Annotated in this window: 21 protein-coding genes; 9 read left to right on the forward strand and 12 right to left on the reverse strand. The window is 62.0% G+C overall.

The genetic code is table 11. The annotated features are described in order from the left end of the window. Positions 1–18 precede the first annotated feature (18 nt). Together ACFSM5_RS06395 and ACFSM5_RS06400 are read left to right on the forward strand one after the other, a co-directional pair. On the forward strand, positions 19–3,426 hold the full coding sequence (locus tag ACFSM5_RS06395) for an ATP-binding protein (protein WP_379875473.1): 3,408 nt from the start codon (positions 19–21) through the stop codon (positions 3,424–3,426). Positions 3,427–3,440: 14 nt separating this feature from the next. Continuing rightward, a complete protein-coding gene (locus ACFSM5_RS06400) occupies positions 3,441–4,337 on the forward strand; it encodes a response regulator (RefSeq protein WP_379875474.1) in 897 nt (298 codons plus the stop codon). Between the two features lie 80 nt (positions 4,338–4,417). Here ACFSM5_RS06400 and mscL read toward each other — a convergent pair whose 3' ends face one another. After that, the gene (gene mscL, locus ACFSM5_RS06405) at positions 4,418–4,822 is read right to left on the reverse strand and encodes a large conductance mechanosensitive channel protein MscL (RefSeq protein ID WP_379875475.1); all 405 of its coding nucleotides are present in this window, start codon (positions 4,820–4,822) and stop codon (positions 4,418–4,420) included. 172 nt (positions 4,823–4,994) lie between these two features. On the opposite strand from mscL, the gene ACFSM5_RS06410 reads away from it, so the two are divergent. Beyond that, positions 4,995–5,291, forward strand: coding sequence for a hypothetical protein (locus ACFSM5_RS06410; RefSeq protein ID WP_379875476.1), 297 nt, complete (start codon positions 4,995–4,997; stop codon positions 5,289–5,291). Between the two features lie 250 nt (positions 5,292–5,541). Here the strand turns inward: ACFSM5_RS06410 and ACFSM5_RS06415 are convergent, their stop codons facing one another. The 11 genes from ACFSM5_RS06415 to ACFSM5_RS06465 form a co-directional block, all read right to left on the reverse strand. Further along, positions 5,542–6,738 (reverse strand): metal-dependent hydrolase family protein, encoded by a 1,197-nt coding sequence (locus ACFSM5_RS06415; RefSeq protein WP_379875477.1) that lies wholly within the window; start codon positions 6,736–6,738, stop codon positions 5,542–5,544. A 34-nt stretch (positions 6,739–6,772) separates the two neighbouring features. Further along, entirely contained in the window at positions 6,773–6,997 is a 225-nt protein-coding gene (locus ACFSM5_RS06420; protein ID WP_379875478.1) for a hypothetical protein, read from the reverse strand. A 46-nt stretch (positions 6,998–7,043) separates the two neighbouring features. Continuing rightward, on the reverse strand, positions 7,044–8,648 hold the full coding sequence (locus ACFSM5_RS06425; protein ID WP_379875479.1) for an NTP transferase domain-containing protein: 1,605 nt from the start codon (positions 8,646–8,648) through the stop codon (positions 7,044–7,046). Then, positions 8,645–9,328, reverse strand: coding sequence for an XdhC family protein (locus ACFSM5_RS06430; protein WP_379875480.1), 684 nt, complete (start codon positions 9,326–9,328; stop codon positions 8,645–8,647). Before ACFSM5_RS06430 ends, ACFSM5_RS06425 begins: the two co-directional genes overlap by 4 nt. Positions 9,329–9,333: 5 nt before the next feature. Then, on the reverse strand, positions 9,334–9,648 hold the full coding sequence (locus ACFSM5_RS06435) for an XdhC family protein (RefSeq protein WP_379875481.1): 315 nt from the start codon (positions 9,646–9,648) through the stop codon (positions 9,334–9,336). Next, complete coding sequence (locus ACFSM5_RS06440) at positions 9,645–10,838, reverse strand: vWA domain-containing protein (RefSeq protein WP_379875482.1); 1,194 nt, start codon at positions 10,836–10,838, stop codon at positions 9,645–9,647. Before ACFSM5_RS06440 ends, ACFSM5_RS06435 begins: the two co-directional genes overlap by 4 nt. Further along, on the reverse strand, positions 10,838–11,755 hold the full coding sequence (locus tag ACFSM5_RS06445; protein WP_417498514.1) for an AAA family ATPase: 918 nt from the start codon (positions 11,753–11,755) through the stop codon (positions 10,838–10,840). Before ACFSM5_RS06445 ends, ACFSM5_RS06440 begins: the two co-directional genes overlap by 1 nt. Before the next feature lie 172 nt (positions 11,756–11,927). Beyond that, positions 11,928–12,722: an FAD binding domain-containing protein gene (locus ACFSM5_RS06450; protein WP_379875484.1), complete on the reverse strand. Its 795-nt coding sequence runs from the start codon at positions 12,720–12,722 to the stop codon at positions 11,928–11,930. A 10-nt stretch (positions 12,723–12,732) separates the two neighbouring features. Beyond that, positions 12,733–15,099, reverse strand: coding sequence for a xanthine dehydrogenase family protein molybdopterin-binding subunit (locus ACFSM5_RS06455; RefSeq protein WP_379875485.1), 2,367 nt, complete (start codon positions 15,097–15,099; stop codon positions 12,733–12,735). Between the two features lie 18 nt (positions 15,100–15,117). Continuing rightward, positions 15,118–15,588, reverse strand: a complete 471-nt coding sequence (locus ACFSM5_RS06460; RefSeq protein WP_379875486.1) for a (2Fe-2S)-binding protein — start codon at positions 15,586–15,588, stop codon at positions 15,118–15,120. 138 nt (positions 15,589–15,726) lie between these two features. Continuing rightward, complete coding sequence (locus tag ACFSM5_RS06465; RefSeq protein WP_379875487.1) at positions 15,727–16,386, reverse strand: SRPBCC family protein; 660 nt, start codon at positions 16,384–16,386, stop codon at positions 15,727–15,729. Positions 16,387–16,661: 275 nt separating this feature from the next. On the opposite strand from ACFSM5_RS06465, the gene ACFSM5_RS06470 reads away from it, so the two are divergent. The 6 genes from ACFSM5_RS06470 (at position 16,662) to ACFSM5_RS06495 (ending at position 21,955) form a co-directional block, all read left to right on the forward strand. Continuing rightward, complete coding sequence (locus ACFSM5_RS06470; protein ID WP_379875488.1) at positions 16,662–17,723, forward strand: arginase family protein; 1,062 nt, start codon at positions 16,662–16,664, stop codon at positions 17,721–17,723. 17 nt (positions 17,724–17,740) lie between these two features. Then, positions 17,741–18,199, forward strand: coding sequence for a DUF192 domain-containing protein (locus tag ACFSM5_RS06475; protein WP_379875489.1), 459 nt, complete (start codon positions 17,741–17,743; stop codon positions 18,197–18,199). Between the two features lie 96 nt (positions 18,200–18,295). Beyond that, the gene (gene dctP / locus ACFSM5_RS06480) at positions 18,296–19,279 is read left to right on the forward strand and encodes a TRAP transporter substrate-binding protein DctP (RefSeq protein WP_379875490.1); all 984 of its coding nucleotides are present in this window, start codon (positions 18,296–18,298) and stop codon (positions 19,277–19,279) included. Further along, positions 19,279–19,773 (forward strand): TRAP transporter small permease, encoded by a 495-nt coding sequence (locus tag ACFSM5_RS06485; protein ID WP_379875491.1) that lies wholly within the window; start codon positions 19,279–19,281, stop codon positions 19,771–19,773. Before dctP ends, ACFSM5_RS06485 begins: the two co-directional genes overlap by 1 nt. After that, positions 19,770–21,053, forward strand: coding sequence for a TRAP transporter large permease (locus ACFSM5_RS06490; protein ID WP_379875492.1), 1,284 nt, complete (start codon positions 19,770–19,772; stop codon positions 21,051–21,053). Before ACFSM5_RS06485 ends, ACFSM5_RS06490 begins: the two co-directional genes overlap by 4 nt. Next, positions 21,050–21,955 carry an EamA family transporter gene (locus ACFSM5_RS06495; RefSeq protein WP_379875493.1) on the forward strand — a complete coding sequence of 302 codons (906 nt, stop codon included), beginning with the start codon at positions 21,050–21,052 and terminating at the stop codon, positions 21,953–21,955. Before ACFSM5_RS06490 ends, ACFSM5_RS06495 begins: the two co-directional genes overlap by 4 nt. Positions 21,956–22,006 lie beyond the last annotated feature (51 nt).

The raw sequence follows: 22,006 nt of genomic DNA on the forward strand, positions 1-22,006 counted from the left end.
GACGGCGAAGCTTGGCGCTTGCGCAGTCGTTTCAACCGTATTTATGTCGGTCTGGCAGTCATTCTACTGGGGCTCGTCTTTGCGATCTTCCTGGTGACGATCGGTATCCGTAGCATTATTGCCGAACGGAGCGAACGCGACGCTCAGATAATGGTGACGCTCACGTCGCTGCAAAGTCTCGCGATCACGGCCCAGACACGGATTGCCCAGACGGATGCCGATGCGGTCAAGACCCTCAATGGGCGGTTGATGGACGAATGGCGTCGCTTCGACACTTGGGTCGCGCGGGTCTGGCATCGGCAGGATCCGGCCCATAGTGATGCGACGGCCCCGGCTGGGGTTCTGCGGCTCTACGAGCATCTGAATGACTTGGGCGCCGTGGTCGAAACCCTGTCGACATATCCTATTCCGTTGCCCTTGCGGGAACGCCCGGTCCGGTCGGCGGAAATCCAGGCGCTGGTGATCGATAATCTTTTCCCTGAGCTCCAGGCAATTCAGGCGCTGGAATATCGTGCTGCCGATGCCAAGCTGCTGCAATACAACCGGCTCCAGCTTGCTCTGGTGGTTGCGATCATCCTGGTCATTTTGATCGAGGCGATGGCTGTCGTGCTGCCGTCGATCCGGCGCGGCTTTGGCGCAATCGTCGCGGCGGAGACTTCGGCCGCAGGCGCGCGGGCGGCGCGGGCGCGCATGGAGCGCTGGACCCGGGTTGCAACCGACTGGTTTTGGGAAACCGACGATAGCTTGCGTATTCGCATGGTGTCCCCGGATATCGCCCAACTGGGCCTCGATCCGGAGGAGATCATCGGCAGTTACCATCTGGAATGGATGGAGTCCGATCCAGACCGCGCCAAGGTCGAGCAGCATATCTATGATCTGGAGGCCCGGCGTCCGTTTCGAGATCTGGAAATCAGCTACCGCGACCCTGATGACCGGGAGCATATCCTGCTGTTGGCCGGCATGCCGATCTTCGGGGCGGATGAACGCTTCGAAGGCTATGTCGGTGTCGCGCGCGATGTCACTTATCGCATCGAGCTGGAACGGGCTGTTGCCGCGAAATCGGCCATCCTGCAGGCGGCGACGGAAAGCGTTCCCGACGGTATGGCTGTCTTCGACCGCACCAATGATCTGGTGGTCTGGAACACCGCGATCTGGCGGCTGACTGGCATCGATCCTGACAGCGTGCTCTCCCAGAGCGGGAAGGGCGAAGCGCTGATCGCGGCCTTCAAGGAAGCCCGGATTCTGACGGACGAGCAACTGGCTGCCATGATGATGGGCGACCATATCGGCAGCGAGGTTCGGTTGGCGGACGACCGTTATCTTGATATCCGGGGCCGACCCATCCCGACCGGCGGCTATGTTCTGGTGGCCGAAGATGTATCGAACCGCAAACTGCATGAGCGCGAGCGGGAAGAGGCGTCGCTGAAACTGGAGGAACACGCTCGCCAGCTCGCTGCAGCCTTGCGTGCCGCAGAAGTGGCCCAGGCGCAGGCCGAAACGGCAAATAAGGCGAAGACGGACTTCCTGGCGAACGTCAGCCACGAAATCCGCACACCCATGAACGGGATTTTGGGTCTGAGCGAGCTTCTGAGCGAAACCCAGCTTTCCCAGCAGCAGCGCGACTACGTCGGATCCGTGCGGGAAAGCGCCGAAATCCTGCTAGCGCTTATCAACGATCTTCTCGATGTCTCCAAGCTGGAAGAAGGCCGTATCGAGCTGGAGGCGATCCAGTTCGAATTGTCGAGCGTGCTGGAGGGGGCGTTCGATCTGGTCGCGCCCCGTGGACATGCCCGTGGGCTTGCACTCCATCTCGATCTGTCGGCAGAGCTTGATCGCGCCTATGTGGGCGATCCCACACGCCTGCGCCAGGTCGTGCTCAACCTGCTGGGCAATGCTGTCAAATTCACGGAAATCGGCGAGATCCGGCTGTCTGCATCGCGGACCGATGATGGCCTGATCCGCTTTGCTGTGACGGATACCGGCATGGGGATGACGGAGGACACGCGCGAGCGTCTGTTCGCTAAATTCACCCAGGCAGACGAGACGATCACCCGGCGCTTTGGTGGTACAGGGCTCGGGCTGGCCATCTGTCGTCAACTGGTCGAACTGATGGGCGGCTCTATCGGGGTTGAGAGCGAGATCGGTTTAGGCAGCGAATTCTGGTTCACGGTCCCGCTGACATTTGCCGAGGATACGGAAGATCATCGCCCGACGCTGGCCGATCTGACGATTGGCGTTGTCGACCGTTCCGGCACAGGCATGCGGATCGCGCAGCGGCTTTTGAGCGAAGCGGGGGCCAGTGTACTGCCCTTCGACGATACCCAGTCGTTAGCTGACAGCGCCCTGACAGGCCCGCCACTTGATGCTGTCCTCTTTGTCGCCAATGACACCAGCTATGCAGATGCGCTTTATGAGCAGCTCAAGTATTTGCCGTCTCTGCCGGGGCAACCGCCGCTGATCCTGATCGGGCCGGTGGTCCGACGCCCGCCTGCCAGCCTGTCCCCGCGCTTCGATGCCATCCTATCCGCTCCCTTCGGGCGCCGTGTGCTCGTCGATGCTGTCGCCACGGCCTGCGGGCGGCGGCTCCTGGCCAGTGTCGAACCCCTGGCGGCCCGTCCCGGACTGGCAGCCGACAGGCCGCGCCGTATCCTGCTGGTCGAGGATAATCCGATCAATCAGAAGGTCGCGTTCGGCTATCTCAAACAGCCGGGCCTCACCATCGATCTGGCGGAAACCGGCGAAGCGGCGGTCACGCTGGCGGGCGCCGTGCGGTACGACGCCATCCTGCTGGATCTGCAACTGCCGGGAATTGATGGGCGCGAGGCGGCAAAACGGATCCGCGCCTTGCCGGATCGCTCGGGCCAGGTGCCGATCATCGCCATGACAGCCAATGCGATGCGCGGTGTGCGCGAAGAGCTTCTGGCCCAGGGCATGGATGATTACTTATCCAAGCCCATTGACCGCAACACGCTTGAAACCAAATTAAGACGTGCTTTCAACCTCGAAGGGCGTGGCCTGGAAGAGGTTGCAGAGTTGCCGGTGGAGCCTCAGAAGGCCGTCGTGCCGATGGTAAGCGGTCTGTTGCCGCTTGACGTCGCGCGGCTGGCGGAGCTTCAGGCCATCCTGCCGGCAAAGGAGATGCTTGAACTGATCAGCGATGTCATTACGCTGGCGGAATCTCGGGCAGCGCGTATTCAGGAGGAAGATGCGGGGTTGGAGACGATTATTCGTGACGCGCACGATCTTGCAGGCAGCAGCGGTAACTTCGGCCTGATGCAGATTGAAAGTCTTGCCCGGGCCCTTGAAGAGGCCGCCCGTAAAGGCAAGACTGCTGACGTGGAAGAGTTGCGGGCAGCCTTGGTTACGCCCGTGGAAATCGGATTGGCAGCCCTGCGAGCGTGGCAGTCTGCGCTCATGGTGGCCTAGGCGGGGAGCACGCCATGTCCAAAGGTATCGTTGTTCTGGCCGATGACGAACGGGTTCTGCTGCAGACCTATTCAGCGGCCTTGAAGACCGCAGGTTACTTTCCGATGGCGGTCAGGAGCGGGCAGGAGGTTCTGGACCTGCTGCATCGCGTCAGTCCACGTCTCGTGGTGCTGGACGTCAATATGCCCAATCTCAATGGCTATACCGTCTGTTCGCGTATCCGCGAACGGTTGGGAGACGATCTGCCCATCGTGTTCGTGACGGCGCTGGATGGAATGGAGGCCCTGCGCGATGCGCTGTCGGCGGGGGGAGACGACTTCATCCGGAAGCGCGATACCCTGTCCAGCATCATGACCCGCCTGGACCTTTGGGCTCGCCGACCTAATTCCGGCGGGCGGGAGCGGCGGGTAAAGCTGCTTCAGCAGGTGCGGCAGCAGTTGGGGGACACGTCGCCCATCGACCAGTTCAGCGGGCGTCCGGTCAAGAAGATCCTGCCTGACGACACCCTGAGCGCCGCCACTGAGGGGGTCGAGGTGCCGGAAGGGGCCCGCGAGATCTTCCGTGATGCCCGCTATGTTGCTCGCGTTGAATATGGGGCCGACAAGCGGGAGCAGACGATCCTGCTTGGCTATGCGCTTGGCGTTGTCGAGACCTATGCCAAGGATGGGCAGGTGGCCGGGGACAAGCTGTTTGGTACCTGGATGAAGCTGCTGGAGCCCAGCGGTGCCTTGTCTGACATGTCGGTGCGGACGCTGCTGGGCGAGCGGCAGGAGCTGGTCTCCCAGGAGATTTTCAAGACTGCCCGGCTGGAAGGACGCAAGGAATCCGAAGCGCGGCTTCAGGGGCAGAACAACGAGGCCTGGGGGCTGGGCATGCTGATCTTGGGGAGGTCTGTCGCGGCAAGCGCCTGAAGCCGTCGGCGAATAAGCAATTTTAAACGCAACAGGGCACCTCATGGGAGGTGCCCTTTTTCATTTCGACTCCGAAAAGACTATTTCTTGAGCAGGTCGCGGATCTCGGAAAGAACCTCAACCTCGGCCGAAACCTTCGTGGGAGGGGGGGGTTCATTCGCTTTCAGACGATTGATTTGCTTAACAAGGAAAAAAATCGCGAATGCGACGATAAAAAATTTAATAAGGGAATTTAGGAAAATTCCGTAATTCACTGTAACTGCACCAGCTTTTTGAGCCTCGGCCAGTGTCGTATAAGCTTCTCCTTTAAGGGTTATAAAGAAATTGGAGAAATCGATACCCCCAATGAGCAAGCCCAAGGGTGGCATTAAGATGTCATTAACTAGCGAATTGACGATTGTTGTGAAAGCAGCCCCAATAATCACGCCCACGGCAAGATCAATAACATTGCCTCGCATCGCGAATGCTTTAAATTCACCCCACATGCTCTGCCTCCCCAAAGATTGCTGCGGTCGAAATCGCCAACCAGTGTTATTGTTTTATCGAGCCATTCCGGCGATAAAGCAATGAGTTGGTATGGGCAACCTCATGCCATATAGTAACGGGATGAAGGGATCGACGTCGGCAACGGCATCGTGACAAGGCCAGGATAATCGGTTGGCACAGGTCGAACAGCGCAGTGTGACGGGGGCGATCGTCGATATTCGCCAGCGTCTTGGATCCGACGGCAAGGATGTCGTCGAGATAGTCCTGCGCACGTCTGAAGGGGAGCATCGTGGCCTGGCCCATGCGACCATGGCCAAGACCGCCGAAGTTCTGAAAGATAAGGTCGAGAAGCTGCGCGCGACCCATGGTGCCGCCTCCATCGCCGACCTCGGCATTAAACTCACGATGGATGGGTTGGTGCGCGATATCTCCAGCATCACCATTACCGCGGTGAAAATCGCGTCTTAAAGGCTGGCGCCGGACACGCAGTCCCGCAGCCTGTCTGGATCTTTCTGGAAAATTATGGACAAAAAAAGACCGGATGCCTGCCTGTGGCATCCGGTCTTTTCTTTGAACGACCAACCTATTTTGAGCGGGTAGTGGTGGTTCCCGACACCGCCACCCGCACTCATTAAGCTTAAGCCGGATTCTGCCGTCAACATGTTTTGTTGAAAAACAGTGTCTTACGGCATTTTGTGAATCTTGATTCTAAGGCTTATCACGGCTTTTTGATTGGATTTACAACTGCTTGGCCATTTTTTATGACAGCCCGATGGTTCTTCCGATTTGAGGCGGCGGTAATATCGGTCGTGGGATCGCCAGCGACGATCAGCAGATCGGCCTTCATGCCATCAGCGATCGTACCGCGATCTTTGAGGCGCATCAGGGCCGCTGCATTGCCGGTGGCGGAGATGAGGGCGTCGATGGGCTTTACCCCCAGTTCGACCATATAGAGAAGCTCCAGGGCATTCTCGCCGTGGCGGTTGAAGGGGGTGCCAGCGTCGGTCCCCATCGCGATGCGCCCACCCGCCTTATAGTACATCTGGATCGATTCCTTATGGCGCCCGGCGACGCGCTGGGATTTCTCGATCACATAGGCGGGAACCTTGTCGGCCTGGGCCAGGATGTTATTGACCGCCGCCAGGGTGGGGACGAGGTAGGTCCCACGCTTCAGCATTTCCTCGACACATTCGTCATCCATGAAGATGCCGTGTTCGATGCTGTCCACGCCGCCGCGCACGGCGTTCAGGATGCCTTCCTTGCCCTGGGCATGGCTGGCGGAATGTTTGTGGAAGCGATGGCCTTCGTGAATGCCCGCTGAAATCTCTTCCAGGGTGTAATGGGCGTCCTCGGGATTGACGCCGGGGGTCATGACGCCGCCGGTCGCCATGATCTTGATCAGATCCGATCCGGCATGGATCTGCTCGCGTACGGCCTTGATGACTTCGTTCACGCCATCGGCGACGCGGCCGAAGCGATTGCCGTGACCGCCGGTCATGCAGACCATGCGGCCCGCAGCCTGGATTGTGGGGCCAAGCACGCGCCGTTGATTACAGGCATCGCGCACCGCGAATTCCAGATAATCGCGCCCGCCGCAGTCGCGGACGGTGGTGATGCCGCCTTCGAGGGTGGAGAAGGCGTTTTCATAGGCCTTCATGGTGATGACGCCGGGCTGGAGCGATTCGACCAGGGCGCCGGGATTGCCTTCGGCGCCATAGATCAGATGGACATGGCAGTCCATGAGGCCGGGCAGCAGGGTCTGGCCCTCAAGCTCTACAATCTCGCCGGAAAAACCGGCAAATTCATCGGCGGGAGCAAAGCGCTGGATGGTGTCGCCATCCACCAAAACGGCATGATTCTGGGCGCAGCGTCCGAGACCATCGAAGATCCGTCCGCCACGGTAAAGCGTCGCCATAGTGACCCTTCCTTTTTAAGTGAAGAACCCGCGCTCAGATGATGAGGTCGAGGAAAAATCCCCGGAAATATCGGGCGGGTAGGCGTAATTCGCCATTAACGATCAGACCGGCAAGTTCCGCAGCGCTGGGAATACGATCCCGCCAGCGTTTGCGAGCGGGTTGCGCAGGGGCAATCCCCTCGCGGGGGACCAGGGTATTGCCGACACGTGTATCGAGTTGAACGCCACGGTCGGGATTGCTGCGGATTGGATCGGCCATCGTGTTTCGATCCTAAAACAAATTTGGGGCCGAAGGAAATAGCTGCTTAAACGATGTTGGCGGCGAAGGCTTCGGGTGTGTCCAGGTCGATTAACACGCCGGGCGACGGGCAGGCCACCTCGCAGATCTCACCGGCATGCCGCTGTAGCAGGGCCCGCGCGCCGGTATCGCCCGTGACCTCCTGCATCTCGACGATGAAGCGGCTATCCCAGAGCACGGGATTGCCCCGCTGTCCGCCATGGACGGGCTGACAAATCGCTCGACCTTCGGTGGGGTTGAAAGCCGCGGCGAGGCGGTCGATGGTCAGACTATCGACCAGCGGCATATCCCCCAGGGCCACCAGCAACCCATCGATATCCTGCGGCAACGACTCCAGTCCGGCCTTAAGGGACCCGCTAAGACCTTCCTGATAGCGATCCGTCTCGACGAACTGCACCGGAAGCCCGTCCAGCGCCTGACGCACCAGGGCTGTCTCATGACCCAGCACCACGGTCAGATCCTGCAGGCTGCGGGCCGCCAGCAGCGTTTCAGCGACCTTGCGCACCATCGGGCGACCGTCCACGGGCATCAGAAGCTTGTTGCGGCCCATGCGGCTGGAGCGCCCGGCTGCCAGCAGCAGGCCGGATATCTTCGGCGCTCGTGGCACATCCCGGCCACCGCGCGGCTGAGGCCTTGTGCCGATCTCGCTCAAGAGGCCGCCGATAGCCATCTTACGGATCGCGGGGGCATCGATAGGTAGCGCTGCGGCCAACCGTTGCAGGATCCAATCGAGGCCATTCAGCTTGGGCGACCGCGCGCAGCCGGGCAGCCCCACCACGGGACGACCGTCGGCGAGGGTTCCCAGCAACAGCAGATTACCGGGATCGACCGGCAGGCCGAAGCGCGTGACCGTGCCACCTGCCGCCTCTATCGCCGCTGGAATGACGTCCGCCCGGTCGACGATGGCCGATGCTCCGGCGATCAGCAGCAGATCGACGTCGGCCGGGCAGGCTGCGATGGCGGTTGCCAGCGCATCAGCGTTATGTGGCGTCCGCATTTCCCCGATCAGCGCGCTGCCCAGGGCCGTCAGCCGTTCCGATGTCACGCGCGCCGTGCCGTCCAGAACCGACGCCTTGAGAACCGGCAACTGGGTCTGGATCAGGAGGGCCGCCATGGGGCGAAAAGCGGTAAGCGACAGCAGGGGAAGGGCGCCGATGATCTCTTCGGCAGTCTCAACGGCTGTGCGCGGTGCCGCAAAGGGAATGACCTTCAGGGTCGCCACCATGTCGCCTGCCTGAACCTGGGCAAAGGGCGGCAGGGTCGCCAGCGTAATCGCTTCATCGATCCCATTCAGCGCCTCTATCCGATCGGCATCGAGAGTGACGATGCCGCTGGCTTCAGCAAACAGATTTGCCCGGCCGGTGAAGGCTTGTCCGGCGCGCAGTCCCGTTCCAGCCAGCAGGGCGGCCAGTCGGTCGGCAACCTCATCCTCGTGCATATCTCCAGCATCGAGGCGCGCGGCGATGATTGTCGTAATCCCGGCGGCAGCAAGGCGCCCGACGTCCTCGGCAGAAAGTTTGCGTCCCTTCTTGAAGACCAGCCCCTCGGCTTTGATGCTATGGGCCAGCAGGGCATCGACTGCCTGATCGACGGACAGGGGACCAAACTTCACGATGCAATCCCGCGCCGGACGGCGGTGATCTGGGCCAGGATCGAGACAGCAATTTCCGCCTGGCTTTGGGCTCCGATGGCGAGGCCGACCGGCCCATGGATACGCTCCAGGCCATTTATCCCGGCAGCCGTCAGCCTCTCCAGCCGCTTGGCGTGGGTTTTCCGGCTGCCCAAGGCACCGATATAGAAGGCGGGCGAGGCGAGGGCGACCTCCAGCCCCGGATCGTCGATCTTGGGATCATGGGTGAGGGCGACGACGGCGGTCCGCAGATCGGGTGCCAAGGCGTGCATGGCATCATCCGGCCAGTCGGTCGATAGGGTGACGCCGGGGAAACGTTCCTCGGTCGCAAAGGCGCTGCGGGGGTCGATGATGGTGACGCCATAGCCCAGTTGCACCGCCATCGGCGCCAGACTCTGGGCGATATGCACCGCGCCGATCAGCACCAGTCGCGGCGGCGGCAGATGGACCTGCACAAACAGATTCTCACCGATCCGGCCGCTTTTTTCTTTCCGCAGGGCTTCACGGATCTCGACAAGGTCCTCTTCCCAGAAGCCGCTTTCGCCTTCGACGATCTCCAACTGCACCAGACTCTGCTGCCCGGTCGACAGATCGGTCACCAGGGCCACCGGCTGTTTGGCGGCTTTCAGATCCAGCAGGCGCTTAAGAATATGGGGACGCATGTTTCTCAGCCCAGCCTTTCCACATAGACCTTGATGGTGCCGCCGCAGGCAAGGCCCACCGACCAGGCCTGTTCGTCCGAAACGCCAAAGCTCATCACCCGAGGCTCACCATCTTCAATGGCGGCCTGACCTTCCGCGATCACCGCGCCCTCGACGCAGCCGCCGGAAACCGATCCTTCGAAGCGTCCGTCCTTGTCGATGATCAACTGACTGCCCACCGGGCGCGGGGAGGAGCCCCAGGTTTCGATCACGGTGGCGATAGCGACGCCGCGACCTTGCACGCTCCAGTCGGATGCCGTCTGCAACAGGTCTTCGGTCATGCGGGTAACTCCAGCGGTTTGCGCAGGCGCGGCATCGGTTGGGAGAGCACCGATGTCAGGGCCGCGAGACTATCGAGGTTATGCACCGGCCGCATCTCGTCCACCTCGGGCAGGATCGCGCGGATGCCTAAGGATTTGGGCTGGAACCCCGCGTAGCGCAACAGGGGATTGAGCCAGATCAGGCGACGGCAGGATTTCCGCAGGCGCTCCACCTCCACCCGCAGCCCTTCGCCACCGCCGCGGTCAAGGCCATCGGTGATCAGCAGCACCAGTGCGCCCTGGCTTAAGACCCGGCGCGACCAGGTGCGATTGAACTCATGCAGCGTCTCCCCGATGCGGGTGCCGCCCGACCAGTCGGCGACCTGACCCGAGGCGCGCTCCACCGCCACATCGACATCCCGATGTTTGAGGGCACGGGTGATGTTGGTGAGGCGCGTGCCGAAAACGAAACTCGTCACCCGATGCCCGTCATTGGTCAGTGCATGCAGGAAATGCAGGAAGATCCGCGAATAACGCGCCATGGAGCCGGAGATATCGCACAGCACCACCAGCGGCGGTTCCCGTTCGACCGGCGTGCGCCAGCGCGGGGCCGCCATATCGCCGCCCTGGCGCAGGCTGGCCCGCAACATGGCCCGCAGATCCAGGCGGCTGCCGCGCCGGGCCGTGCGATATCGCCGGGTGCGCACCGGCGCAAACGCCAGCCGCATGGCGCCGATGGCCCGTTTGGCGGCTTCCAGTTCCGCCGTGCTCATCTTCTCGAAATCCTGGGCGCGCAGGATTTCGTTCTGGGAGAAGGTGAGGGCGGCGTCGATCTCTTCGGCCTGTTCCTCGGGCAGTCGCTGCTTCTGCTGATCGGCGGGGCGCATGGCTTCGGCAAGGCGGGGCGCCACCTGCGGTTCGCCCTTGTCCGGGGTCTCCAGCTTCAGCGCGGGCAGCAGCACGCCCATAGCGCGTTCCAGCAGCTTGGGATTGCGCCAGAACAGATGGAACGCCTGATCGAAGATCACCCGTTCTTCCGGCTTGCGCACCAGCGCGGCATGCAGCGCCCAATAGAGATCGTCGCGCCGCTCGATCCCGACCGCCTCCACGGCCCTGACGGCATCAATGGCATGGGCAGGCCCGACCGGCAGCCCGGCCCGCCGCAGTACGCGCACGAACTGGACGATGGTCTGGCCCAACTTTCCTGACATCAGATGCCCAGCGGTTTCTGGCTCAGTTCGGCCTGGATGGTCTGGATCAGGGTCAGCGCCTCCGACCCGCGCAGACGGGCGATGTCGTCCTGATATTTCAGAAGCACGCCCAGAGTGCTGTCCACCAACTCCGGATCCAGCGCCACCGCGTCGAGTTGGACCAGGGCGGCTGCCCAATCCAGCGTTTCCGCCACGCCGGGTGCCTTGAACAGCTCGGCCGCGCGCAGCTTCTGGACAAAAGCGACGATCTCGGCCGCCAGCCGGTCGCTGGCTTCCGGGGCCTTGCGCTTCAGGATCGCCATTTCCCGCTCGGCCGAAGGATAATCGACCCAGTGATAGAAACAGCGCCGCTTCAACGCGTCATGGATCTCACGCGTGCGGTTGGAGGTCACGATCACCAGCGGCGGCGTGGGCGCCTTGACGGTGCCAAGCTCCGGGATCGAGACCTGGAAGTCCGAGAGCAGTTCCAACAGGAAAGCCTCGAACGGTTCGTCCGTGCGGTCGATCTCGTCGATCAGAAGCACCGGCGCACCGGCTGCATCTGGCTCCAGTGCCTGCAGCAGGGGGCGCTTGATCAGGAAACGTTCGTCAAAGAGATCGCGGGCCAGGGCATCCTTGTCGGCGCCTGCGGCCTCCGCCATGCGGATTTCCAGCATCTGGCGCGGGTAATTCCACTCATAGAGGGCCGTTGCAGCATCCAGCCCGTCATAACATTGCAGGCGGATCAGACGGCGGCCCAAACGGTCGGAGAGAACCTTGGCGATCTCCGTCTTGCCGACACCGGCTTCGCCCTCCAGGAACAACGGACGGCCTAGCTTCAACGACAGGAACAGCGCGGTCGCCAGCGCCCGGTCGCCAACGTAGTTGCCGGTTTCGAGCAAGCTCAGGGTTTCATCGACGGAGGCGGGAAGGGGCACGAGATCACTCATCCTATCGTGTCATGGAAGTACGTCATCCCCGGACTTGATCCGGGGATCTCCCGTGGCCACACCGCGTAGACGATCTATCAAATGCTTCGACGCGGCCCGTCAACACGAGCTCCCCGGATCAAGTCCGGGGATGACGGTTCCTGTTTGAAGCACTCTTAGTTCACCCGCAAGCCTCAACCGCCCGCTTTGCCATCACTCCGACCAGATGCGCGCGATAGTCGGCGCTGCCGTGCATATCGCTGTTGAGATCGTCGGACGGCACTTTGATCCCGGCCACCGCCTTGGCGCTGAAATCGGCGGCCAGCGCCTTTTCCATTGCCTCGACCCGAAAGACGGAGGGACCGGCGCCGGTGACGGCAACCCGCACCCCACCAGCAGTCTTGGCGACCATCACGCCGACCATGGCATAGCGCGAGGCGGGGTTCGGAAACTTCACGTAGCCCGCCTTCTGCGGGATCGGGAAGCGGACGGCGGTAATCAGCTCGCCCTCATCCAGCGCGGTCGAGAACATGCCGGTGAAGAACTGATCGGCGGGGATCTGCCGCCGGTCGGTCACGATGGTGGCGCCCAGACCGAGACAGGCGGCAGGATAATCTGCCGCCGGATCGTTATTGGCGACCGATCCGCCGATGGTGCCGCGATTGCGCACTTGGGCATCACCGATCCCTTCGGCCAGATGCGCCAGCGCCGGGATCGCCGCCAGAACCTCCTTGGAGGTCGCGACCTCCACATGGCGGGTCATGGCGCCGATGACGAGCGTGTCGCCCTCGCGTTTGATGCCCTTGAGTTCCGGTACCTTGGCAAGGTCCACCAGCTGGCTCGGCTGGGCGAGGCGTTGCTTTAAGGTCGGGATCAGCGTCATACCGCCCGCCAGCACCTTGGCGTCGCTGTCGCCCTTCAAGGCCGAGACCGCGTCGGCGACCGATTTTGGTTTGGCGTAATCAAAACTATACATCGGTCTCTCCTTACTCGGCGGCCTGGAGCGCTGCTCCATTGATCAGGCGCCAGACTTTTTCCGGGGATGCGGGCATGTCGATATTCTTGACGCCATAAGGCTTCAAGGCATCGACCACGGCATTGATGACGGCGGGTGGGGAGCCGATGGCCCCGACCTCGCCGCAGCCTTTCACCCCCAGGGGATTATGGGTGCAGAGCGTCGTATGGGTGCCGACATCGATATTGGGCAGATCGTCCGCACGGGGCATGCAGTAATCCATCAGCGATCCGCTCAAAAGCTGGCCGTCGCTGTCATAGACCGCATTTTCCAGCAGCGCCTGCCCGATGCCCTGGGCGATGCCGCCCTGGATCTGCCCTTCGACGATCATCGGATTGATCACCCGGCCCACATCATCCACCGCCGTGAATCTCACGACGCGGGTGACACCTGTCTCCGGATCGATCTCGACCTCGCAGATATGTGTGCCGCCGGGGAAGGTGAAGTTCTTGGGATCGTAGAAGGCCGTTTCCTCCAGCCCCGGTTCGATCTCGTCGATGGGGTAGTTATGGGGGACATAGGCTGCCAGAGAGATTTCGCCGAAGGCCTTGGAGCGATCCGTGCCCGCGACGGTGAACTTGCCGTCCTTGAACTCGATATCGGCCTCCGAAGCCTCAAGCAGATGGGCGGCGATGCGCTTGGCCTTGGCGACGATCTTGTCGACCGCCTTGGTGATGGCCGATCCACCGACCGCGAGGCTGCGGGAGCCATAGGTCCCCATGCCGAACGGGATCTTGGAGGTATCGCCATGCACCACCTCCACACTCTCGACCGGCAGGCCGAGTTGCGAGGCGACCAACTGGGCAAAGGTCGTCTCATGCCCCTGGCCGTGGCTGTGGGTGCCGGTGAAGACCGTGACGCTGCCGGTGGGATGCACACGGATGGTGCCGACCTCATAGAGACCGGCACGGGCCCCCAGCGAGCCGACCACGGCGGACGGTGCGATGCCGCAGGCCTCGACATAGGTAGAATAGCCAATACCACGCAGCTTGCCGCGCTTCTCGGATTCCGCCCGGCGGGCAGCAAAACCGGCAATATCGCCAGCCTGTTGCGCCTGATCGAGGCAGGTCTGGTAATCGCCGCTGTCGTACTGCAAGGCGACCTGGGTCTGATAGGGGAAGGCATTTGCCTTGATGAAGTTACGCCTGCGCAGCTCCACCCGGTCGATGCCCGTGGTTTCCGCCGCGATATCCACGAGGCGTTCCAGCAGGAACGTCGCCTCCGGCCGCCCGGCACCGCGATAGGCATCCACGGGGACGGTATTGGTGAAGACGGCCTTCACTTCGGCATAGATCGCCGGCAGGTCGTAAACCCCCGACAGCAGCGTGGCATAGAGGTAAGTCGGCACGGCAGGCGCGAAGGTCGACAGATAGGCGCCCATATTCGCGAGCGTCGTTACATGCAGGCCGATGAATTTGCCGTCCGCATCGATGGCAAGATCGGCATGGCTCACATGATCGCGGCCATGGGCGTCGGAGATGAAGCTTTCCGAGCGTTCGGCCGTCCATTTGATCGGGCGATGCACCTGACCGGCTGCCCAGGTGACGATGGCTTCTTCGGCATAATGGAAGATCTTCGATCCAAAGCCGCCGCCGACGTCCGGCGCCACCACCCGCAGTTTGCTTTCCGGTATCCCAAGAACGAAGGCACCCATCAGCAGCCGAATCACATGGGGGTTCTGGCTGGTGGTCGTCAGTGTGTAATCGCCGCTGGAGACATCATATTCGCCGATGGCCGCCCGTGGCTCCATGGCATTGGGGACGAGACGGTTATTGACGAGGTCGATCTTGGCGACCCATTTCGCCTTGGCCATCGCGGCATCCACCGGCCCCTTGTCGCCGATGTGCCAGTCGAAGCAGATATTGCCCGGCGCCTGTTCCCAGACCTGGGGTGCGCCCGGCTTCACCGCGTCATTCAGGAAAGCGACGGCGGGCAGGGGGCTATAGTCGACCTCGATCAGCTCGGCGGCTTCCTTGGCCTGCTCCAGCGTCTCGGCGATCACCACCGCGACCTGATCGCCCACATGGCGCACGAAGCCCTGGGCCAGCGGAGGATGGCCCGGCTCGGCCATCGGGCTGCCATCCTTGTTATGGATCTGCCAGCCGCAAGGAATACTGCCGACCTTCATATCCTCGCCGGTGAAGATCGCGACTACGCCCGGCGCGGCTTTGGCTGCCGTCACATCGACCCGCTTCAGGGCCGCATGGGCATGGGGCGAGCGCAGGAAATAGGCATGAGTCTGCTGCGGCCGGTTGAAATCGTCCGTATAGGTCCCGCGACCGGTCAGGAATCGCTGGTCTTCGCGCCGCTTAACCGACGCTCCAATATAATTGTTCATGATGCATCATCCCCGAGCTCAGCCGCGCATGGCGGTTGCGGCCGCCTGAACCGATTTCACGATGTTGTGATAGCCGGTGCAGCGGCAGATGTTGCCTTCCAGCCATTCACGGATTTCGTGTTCGTCGGGGTTGGGGTTCTGCTTCAGAAGATCGAGGCTGCTCATCACCATGCCCGGCGTGCAGAAGCCGCACTGCAGGCCGTGGTTATCGCGGAAAGCCTCCTGAAGGGGATGCAGGGTGCCGTTTGTCGCCACGCCTTCGATCGTGGTGACTTCAGTGCCATCCGCCTGGACGGCCAGCATGGTGCAGCTTTTGGCAGAGACGCCATCCACATGGATGGTGCAGGCGCCGCACTGGCTGGTATCGCAGCCGACATGGGTGCCGGTCAGGCGTAGATGTTCACGCAGAAACGTGACAAGCAGGGTGCGCGGCTCAACTGTGCCGGTAACCTGTTTGCCGTTTACGGACAGACTGATGGATACACTCATCGCGACGATTCCCCTTCCGTGGCTGCCCTCTTAGCGGGGCGCTGTTTGGTTCGAGTACGCTTGAGAGAAAATGGCCACCTACCCTAGGTAGCAATTAACGGCCTTAACTTTCGCAGCTTAGCCGGTATGACGGCGAATTCAAGAAGATACGACGAGCAGGATACCGCCGATCAGTAACAGTAGAATGCCGATCCAAACCGCTGGCGGCAGCGACCGTTCGGCGTTTTCCACGGCCTCGGCAACCTCATCCATCGCCTTGGCTTCATCGGCGGTGGCAGGCGAGGCGAGTTCGGTCGGCGGGGGCGGGGAGTCGACAATTTCCCCGCTGTCTTCTTCGCCGGCCTCTTCCGCCGAAACGGCCGGTGTTCCCGCCACGATTGTCGAGAAATTATTGAAGAATTCGGCAGCCAGACTTTTGGCGGCACCGTCAACGAGGCGGGAGCCGATCTGGGCAAGTTTGCCGCCGATCTGGGCATCGGCCTCATAGGAAAGCTTCGTGCCGCCCTCGACCTCTTCCAGCTTCACGGTCGCACCGCCCTTGGCAAAGCCCGCAGCGCCGCCCTGACCCTGCCCACTGATGCGGTAGCCATTGGGGGGATCCAGGTCGCTCAAAGTGACATTGCCGCTGAAGCTGGCTTTCACCGGCCCGATCTTGACCGCGACCTTGGCGGAGAGTTCGGTATCCGACTTTTTTTCGATGGTCTCGCAGCCGGGGATCGCCTGGCGCAGCACTTCAGGATCGTTCAGGGCAGCCCAGACTGCGTCGCGGGTGGCGGGGATGACAACGTCGCCGGTCATCTGCATAGGGGTGCTCCTTCGCGCTTATTTTTGATTTACCGGTAGGCTAGCGGATCGACTGTTGTTCCTGCAACGATCTTGCTCCGGCGGCGATCTCCTCTCCATGGTGTTCTGCTGCTTCGTCTCCGATTTATGGCATTAGCACTAAGGCGAGATTTCGGCGCTCCCCGTCTTGGTGTTCAATAGGGGGGCGTCATGGATGGGGTGTTACTCTGAAACCAATCTTCATCGCGGGTGAGATCTATCGGGGCTCCTCCTATGGGCCGCGCCATCCCTTGAGCATTCCCCGCGTCTCTTCCACCTTGGATCTGGTTCGGGCGCTAGGCTGGTTGCCGGAGGAGCAATATCGCGACAGTCCGATGGCGACGCCTGCGGAGCTTGCCCGCTTCCATGACCCGGCTTATATCGCGGCCCTGCTGGCGGCGGAGCGGGATCAGCGCGTATCGCCCGAGGATCGTGCCCGCTTCAATATCGGCTGCAACGGCAATCCGATCTTTACAGAGATGTATCGGCGGCCGGTAACGGCAGCAGGGGCTGGGCTGCTGGCAGCGGATCTGGTCGCCAGCGGGCAGGCGCTAAGGGTGCAGAGCCCCGCGGGTGGCACACACCACGGGCGGGCAGGGCAGGCGAACGGCTTCTGCTTCGTGAATGATCCCGTGCTGACGATTCTGCGCCTGTTGGATCGTGGCGTTCCTAAAGTGTTCTATCTGGATCTCGACGCCCATCATGGCGATGGGGTGGAACTGGCCTTTGCCGGATCCGAGCGGGTTCTGTGCCTATCGATCCATGAAACTAATCGGTGGCCCTATACGGGGCTGCTTGAGGATACCGCTGGCGGTTCCGCCATCAATCTGCCGGTGCCCGAAGGCTTCCATGACGCCGAACTGATCTATCTGATGGATCGATTAGTTCTATCGATCGGTAGGGAATTCGCCGCGCCAGTGATCGTCATTCAATGCGGAGCCGATGCTTTGGCCGACGATCCGCAGTCGAGGTTGAACCTCACGAACCGGGGGCTGTGGGCGGCTGTAAAGCGCGCCTTGACCCTGGCGCCCCAGGCCATTGTCCTGGGTGGCGGTGGCTACAATCCCTGGAGCGTGGCCCGCGCCTGGGCAGGCCTCTGGGGACTCATCAATAATATCGATGAGTCGGCTCCGATCTCTACGGCTGCCGAAGCGGTGCTGCGGGGCTTATCCTGGGATCATCGGCTGGGACGCAATCCGCCTGACCATTGGTTGACCACCTTGGCCGATCCGCCAGCTGAACCTCTGCCGGTGCGCCAGCAGATTATGGATCTGGCGGGCGCAGCGATGGGCTTGCGGGCTTCGGCGGCTTGAGGCACAAACATCCGATCATGAGCCAGATCACCCGTCTCTTCGTCTTCCTCGCCCTCGTGCTGTCGCCGCTCGCTGCCAGTGCCCAGGCGGTTTTCCCCCGCGATAGCCTCGCCATCGAAAGCGGTGGCAAACGGGTCACCTTCCAGGTGGAACTGGCCGAGTCGCCCGAACAGCGCGCCCAGGGTCTCATGTACCGCAAGAGCATGGCGCCCGACGCTGGTATGCTGTTTGTCGAGCCGGGCGAGCGTGAGCAGCTCATGTGGATGAAGAACACGCTGATCCCGCTGGATATGCTGTTCATCCGGGCCGACGGCACCATCCATTCGATCCATGAACGCGCCGTTCCCCGGTCGGAAGCGACCATCGCCAGCCGGGGTGCCGTCAAATCGGTGCTGGAACTGAATGGTGGCACCGTTTCGCGCCTTGGTATCAAACCCGGCGACAAGGTCATCTATAAGGCGTTCGGGACCAAGTAATTCCAGGTCCGGTCAAGTCGGGCTTGCGTAAAATTCCCTTGCCTGCCGTTGCCGTCTAGTTACAGCCTTCCTTAAAATATTGTCGGGGAAGGAAGTATGCGTATTGTCCTGATCATAGGGCTGGCCTTGGGCCTGCTGACGGCGGGACGCGCATCGGCTGCGGAGGCTGTCCTGCGCCTCAGCCACCCCATGCCCCCGTCGCACCATATCGCAAAGCTGATCGACGGTTGGGCAGCGGATATCCAATCTGCTAGCGGTGGCCGGATCGAGGTACAGATCTTCGGCGCCGAACAGGCATTCAAGGCCCCGCAAAATATCGTCGCCGTCGCGCGCGGGCAGATCGAGGCTGCAGCCTCGGTCAATTTCCAGTGGGGCGAGACCGTCCCGGAAATGAACGTCACTATCCTGCCGTTCCTGTTGACGGATCTGGAGCGGATTCGGCGTTTTCCGGGGTCTCCTGCCGCAGCTTTTCTGGAAGAGAAACTGGCACAGAAGGGTGTCGTCAACCTTGCCTGGTTGTATACTTCTCGGTTGAGCGTCTTCACGTCCCAGCGACGCCCGCTGATTCAATCCGAAGACTTCCGCGGCGTGAAAATCCGGGGCCTTAACCGCCTGGTGGATAATGCGCTGGTGGCGGTCGGCGCAGCTCCTTCGGCCATGCCTGCACCGGAAGTCTATCAGGCGCTGCAGAGCGGGGTGCTGGATGCCGGGATGACCGATCTGTCCGCTGCCTATAGCCGTAAATTCTTCGAGGTTCAGAAATACGGCACCGTGACGCCGATTTCCGCCGTCTATTATCACATCTACGTCAACCCGGATTGGTACCGGAAGCTTGCGCCGGACCTGCGGGACGTGCTGTCGGCAGCCTCCCGCAAGATCACCATCGATGCCATTCCGGCGACGGAAGCGGCGGCGGAAGAGGCGATGCTGCAGCTGAGTGCCAAGGGCATGGTGCTCCATACCCAGACGGCCGAGGAAGTGGCTGCTTTCACCCGGATCATGCAGCCGCCGGTCCTGAAGGCTTTTCTGGAAGCGTCACCCGATGGGCAGAAGATCCTCGACCTGCTGAACGGGCTTTGATGGCAGCTATTCTGATCGAGAGGATCGCCGCCGCGATCTGCCGGGGCGCGGTCTGGCTGGCGGCAGGTGCCGTTCTTGCCTGCCTGGTGCTTATCTGCTGGTCGGTCGGTATGCGGTATCTGCTGCATCAGCCGATACCCTGGGTCGATGAGGCGGTCGGTTATCTGCTGGTCGCCATGGTGATGCTGGGGGCGGCCGATGCCTTGCGGGGCGGGGACCATCTGGCGGTCGATATCGTGACCCAGAAGCTAGGCTCGCGCGGCAAGCGCATCACCCGTATCGCCGGGCTGTTATCCGTCATGCTGGTTGGCGGCTTTTTGCTGGTCGAGGGCTTACAGACCGTCGCCTTCAACCGAGATTTCGGCATGCGGTCGACCGGGTATCTGTCTATCGCCATGTGGATTCCCCAGTTGCTTATCCCGGCGGGCGGCCTGCTTCTGACCATCGCAGCCTTTGCCGACCTCTGCCGCCTCACCCTGGGGCAGCGGGAATGATCTTCTTCGCGATCCTGGCGCTGGTGATTGTGGTTTTGCTCAGCGGCCTGCCCGTGTTTACCGGGTTGGGGATGGTCGGTGGCGGGCTGATGCTGGCCTCCGAAGGGCGCCTTGCGGGCTTAAGCGAAATTATCTTTGGCGAGCTCAATTCCTATCTGCTGCTGGCGATCCCGATGTTCACCCTGATGGCGCACATCATGGTGAAGGGGCGCATCGTTGATGATCTGTTCGCAACCGCCCATACCCTGGTCCGGCATCTGCCGGGCGGGCTTGGGATCGCGACCGTGATTGCCTGCGCGACCTTTTCAGCCGTATCCGGTTCCTCGGTCGCGACTGCCCTGACCATCGGCGCGGTCGCCATCCCGCAGATGCTGCGTTACGGCTATAAGCCGCATGTCGCCTATGGCGTTGTCGGCGGGGGCGGGACGCTGGGCATTCTGATCCCACCGTCTGGGCCGATGGTCCTCTATGGCGTCGTCTCGGATACTTCTATCGGCGCGCTGTATATGGCGGGCGTCATTCCGGGGCTGCTGGTGACGGCCATCTTCTCCGTCTTCTGCCTGCTGCAGGATCGTTTCTCGGACCAGCCGACCCAGCGGGAGGAGCGGGCGTCCTGGTCGGAGATGCTCCAGGCATTGCGCCGGTCGCTCTGGGCGCTGACGCTGCCGACCTTCGTACTGGTCGGCATGTATGCCGGGGTCTTCACCGCCACCGAAGCCGCTGCGGTCGGGGCTATGGCGGCCCTTGTGGTCGCTGTCCTCGTCTATCGTAGTTTCGGTCTCAAGGAGCTTTGGCAGGCTGCCCTGGATAGCGCGCGGACTACGGCGATGCTGATGCTGATCCTGGCGGCGGCGGGTGTGTTCGGCCATGTGCTGACCACCCTGCGCATTCCCCAGGAGATCACGGCGCTGATCACCGGCCTTGGCGTCGGCGTCATTGGTTTTCTCACGGCCCTGATGGGCTTGATCTTCATCCTGGGAATGTTCCTGGAGACCATCGCCATCATCATGATCACGACCCCGGTGGTCCTGCCGGTGATGCAGCAGATGCAGATCGATCCGGTCTGGTACGGCATCCTGCTGGTGATCAACCTGGAACTGGCGCTGATCACCCCGCCTGTCGGCATGAATCTTTTCACCATCAAAGCCATCACCCAGGCCCCGATCAGCCAGATCGTGCGGGGCGTCGTGCCCTATGCCGTTCTGCTGGTGCTGTCGCTGGGGCTGGTGATGGCGTTCCCCGATATCGCCCTTTGGCTACCAAGGACCATGGCAGAATGATTGAACAATGGGCTGTCGTCACGCTGGGGGCTGCCGCCCTGCAATGCACGCGCACGGCTTTGCAGAAGCGCTTACGCGGGCAGCTGTCAACCAATGGCGCCAATCTGGTCCGCTATATCTTTGGCGCCCCGCTTGCCGCGGTTGCCTTCCTGATAGCTCTCCAGGCGGGTGGGGCGATGCCGACGCCGAATGCGGCGTTTTTCCTGAATGCCCTGGTCGGCGGAATCGCGCAGATCGTCGCCACGTCGCTGCTGATCAATGCCCTAAGCCATAACTTCACCGTCGGCACCGCCTATTCCAAGACCGAGGCGTTGCAGGCGGCGATCCTGTCGGCGATCTTTGTGGGGGAGATCATTACCCCGCTCGGCTGGACCGCGATTTTCGGCGGCGCCATCGGGGTCTTCCTGCTGTCGGTGCCGCGCTGGCCCGCCAATCTGGCCGAGGCGCGCTCCATGTTCACCGGGCGCGGTGCCATTGATGGCATTGCTTCCGGCTTCTGTTTCGGGGTATCGGCGATCTTCTTCCGCGAGGCGACGATCGATCTGACCGATACCGACCGCCTGACCGCCTCGCTGGCGACACTGGCGACCGCCACTTCCCTGCAACTAACGCTGTTCCTGCCTTACGTGCTGATGCGCGAACCAGGGCAGGTGGGGCGGATCTTTACCGCCTGGCGCCCGGCGGCCCTGGTCGGGCTGCTGTCGGTCATGGGGTCGGCGGGCTGGTTCTATGCCTTCGCCATCCAGAATGCCGCCTATGTCCGCGCCCTGGGCCAGGCCGAACTTGTCTTCACTTTCCTGACCGCCGTGCTGTTTTTCCGCGAGCGCCTGGGGTGGCGGGAAACGCTGGGCGTCATGGTCATCGTCGCTTCGGTGATCGCTATCTTGCTGGTTCGTGCTTGAAGATGTTGCCGTATCCGTTTCTTCCCGCTAAAACCCGAGTGCCGTGCAGGA

The sequence above is a fragment of the Lacibacterium aquatile genome, assembly GCF_042683105.1.
GTDB lineage: Bacteria > Pseudomonadota > Alphaproteobacteria > Elsterales > Elsteraceae > Lacibacterium > Lacibacterium aquatile.

Coding starts and splice junctions, on each gene's coding strand:
- ACFSM5_RS06400 (WP_379875474.1), top strand. CDS start 3,441: ATGTCCAAAGGTATCGTTGTTCTGGCCGATGACGAACGGGTTCTGCTG.
- mscL (WP_379875475.1), bottom strand. CDS start 4,822: ATGTGGGGTGAATTTAAAGCATTCGCGATGCGAGGCAATGTTATTGAT.
- ACFSM5_RS06415 (WP_379875477.1), bottom strand. CDS start 6,738: ATGGCGACGCTTTACCGTGGCGGACGGATCTTCGATGGTCTCGGACGC.
- ACFSM5_RS06420 (WP_379875478.1), bottom strand. CDS start 6,997: ATGGCCGATCCAATCCGCAGCAATCCCGACCGTGGCGTTCAACTCGAT.
- ACFSM5_RS06430 (WP_379875480.1), bottom strand. CDS start 9,328: ATGCGTCCCCATATTCTTAAGCGCCTGCTGGATCTGAAAGCCGCCAAA.
- ACFSM5_RS06435 (WP_379875481.1), bottom strand. CDS start 9,648: ATGACCGAAGACCTGTTGCAGACGGCATCCGACTGGAGCGTGCAAGGT.
- ACFSM5_RS06440 (WP_379875482.1), bottom strand. CDS start 10,838: ATGTCAGGAAAGTTGGGCCAGACCATCGTCCAGTTCGTGCGCGTACTG.
- ACFSM5_RS06450 (WP_379875484.1), bottom strand. CDS start 12,722: ATGTATAGTTTTGATTACGCCAAACCAAAATCGGTCGCCGACGCGGTC.
- ACFSM5_RS06455 (WP_379875485.1), bottom strand. CDS start 15,099: ATGAACAATTATATTGGAGCGTCGGTTAAGCGGCGCGAAGACCAGCGA.
- ACFSM5_RS06460 (WP_379875486.1), bottom strand. CDS start 15,588: ATGAGTGTATCCATCAGTCTGTCCGTAAACGGCAAACAGGTTACCGGC.
- ACFSM5_RS06465 (WP_379875487.1), bottom strand. CDS start 16,386: ATGACCGGCGACGTTGTCATCCCCGCCACCCGCGACGCAGTCTGGGCT.
- ACFSM5_RS06475 (WP_379875489.1), top strand. CDS start 17,741: ATGAGCCAGATCACCCGTCTCTTCGTCTTCCTCGCCCTCGTGCTGTCG.
- dctP (WP_379875490.1), top strand. CDS start 18,296: ATGCGTATTGTCCTGATCATAGGGCTGGCCTTGGGCCTGCTGACGGCG.
- ACFSM5_RS06485 (WP_379875491.1), top strand. CDS start 19,279: ATGGCAGCTATTCTGATCGAGAGGATCGCCGCCGCGATCTGCCGGGGC.
- ACFSM5_RS06490 (WP_379875492.1), top strand. CDS start 19,770: ATGATCTTCTTCGCGATCCTGGCGCTGGTGATTGTGGTTTTGCTCAGC.
- ACFSM5_RS06495 (WP_379875493.1), top strand. CDS start 21,050: ATGATTGAACAATGGGCTGTCGTCACGCTGGGGGCTGCCGCCCTGCAA.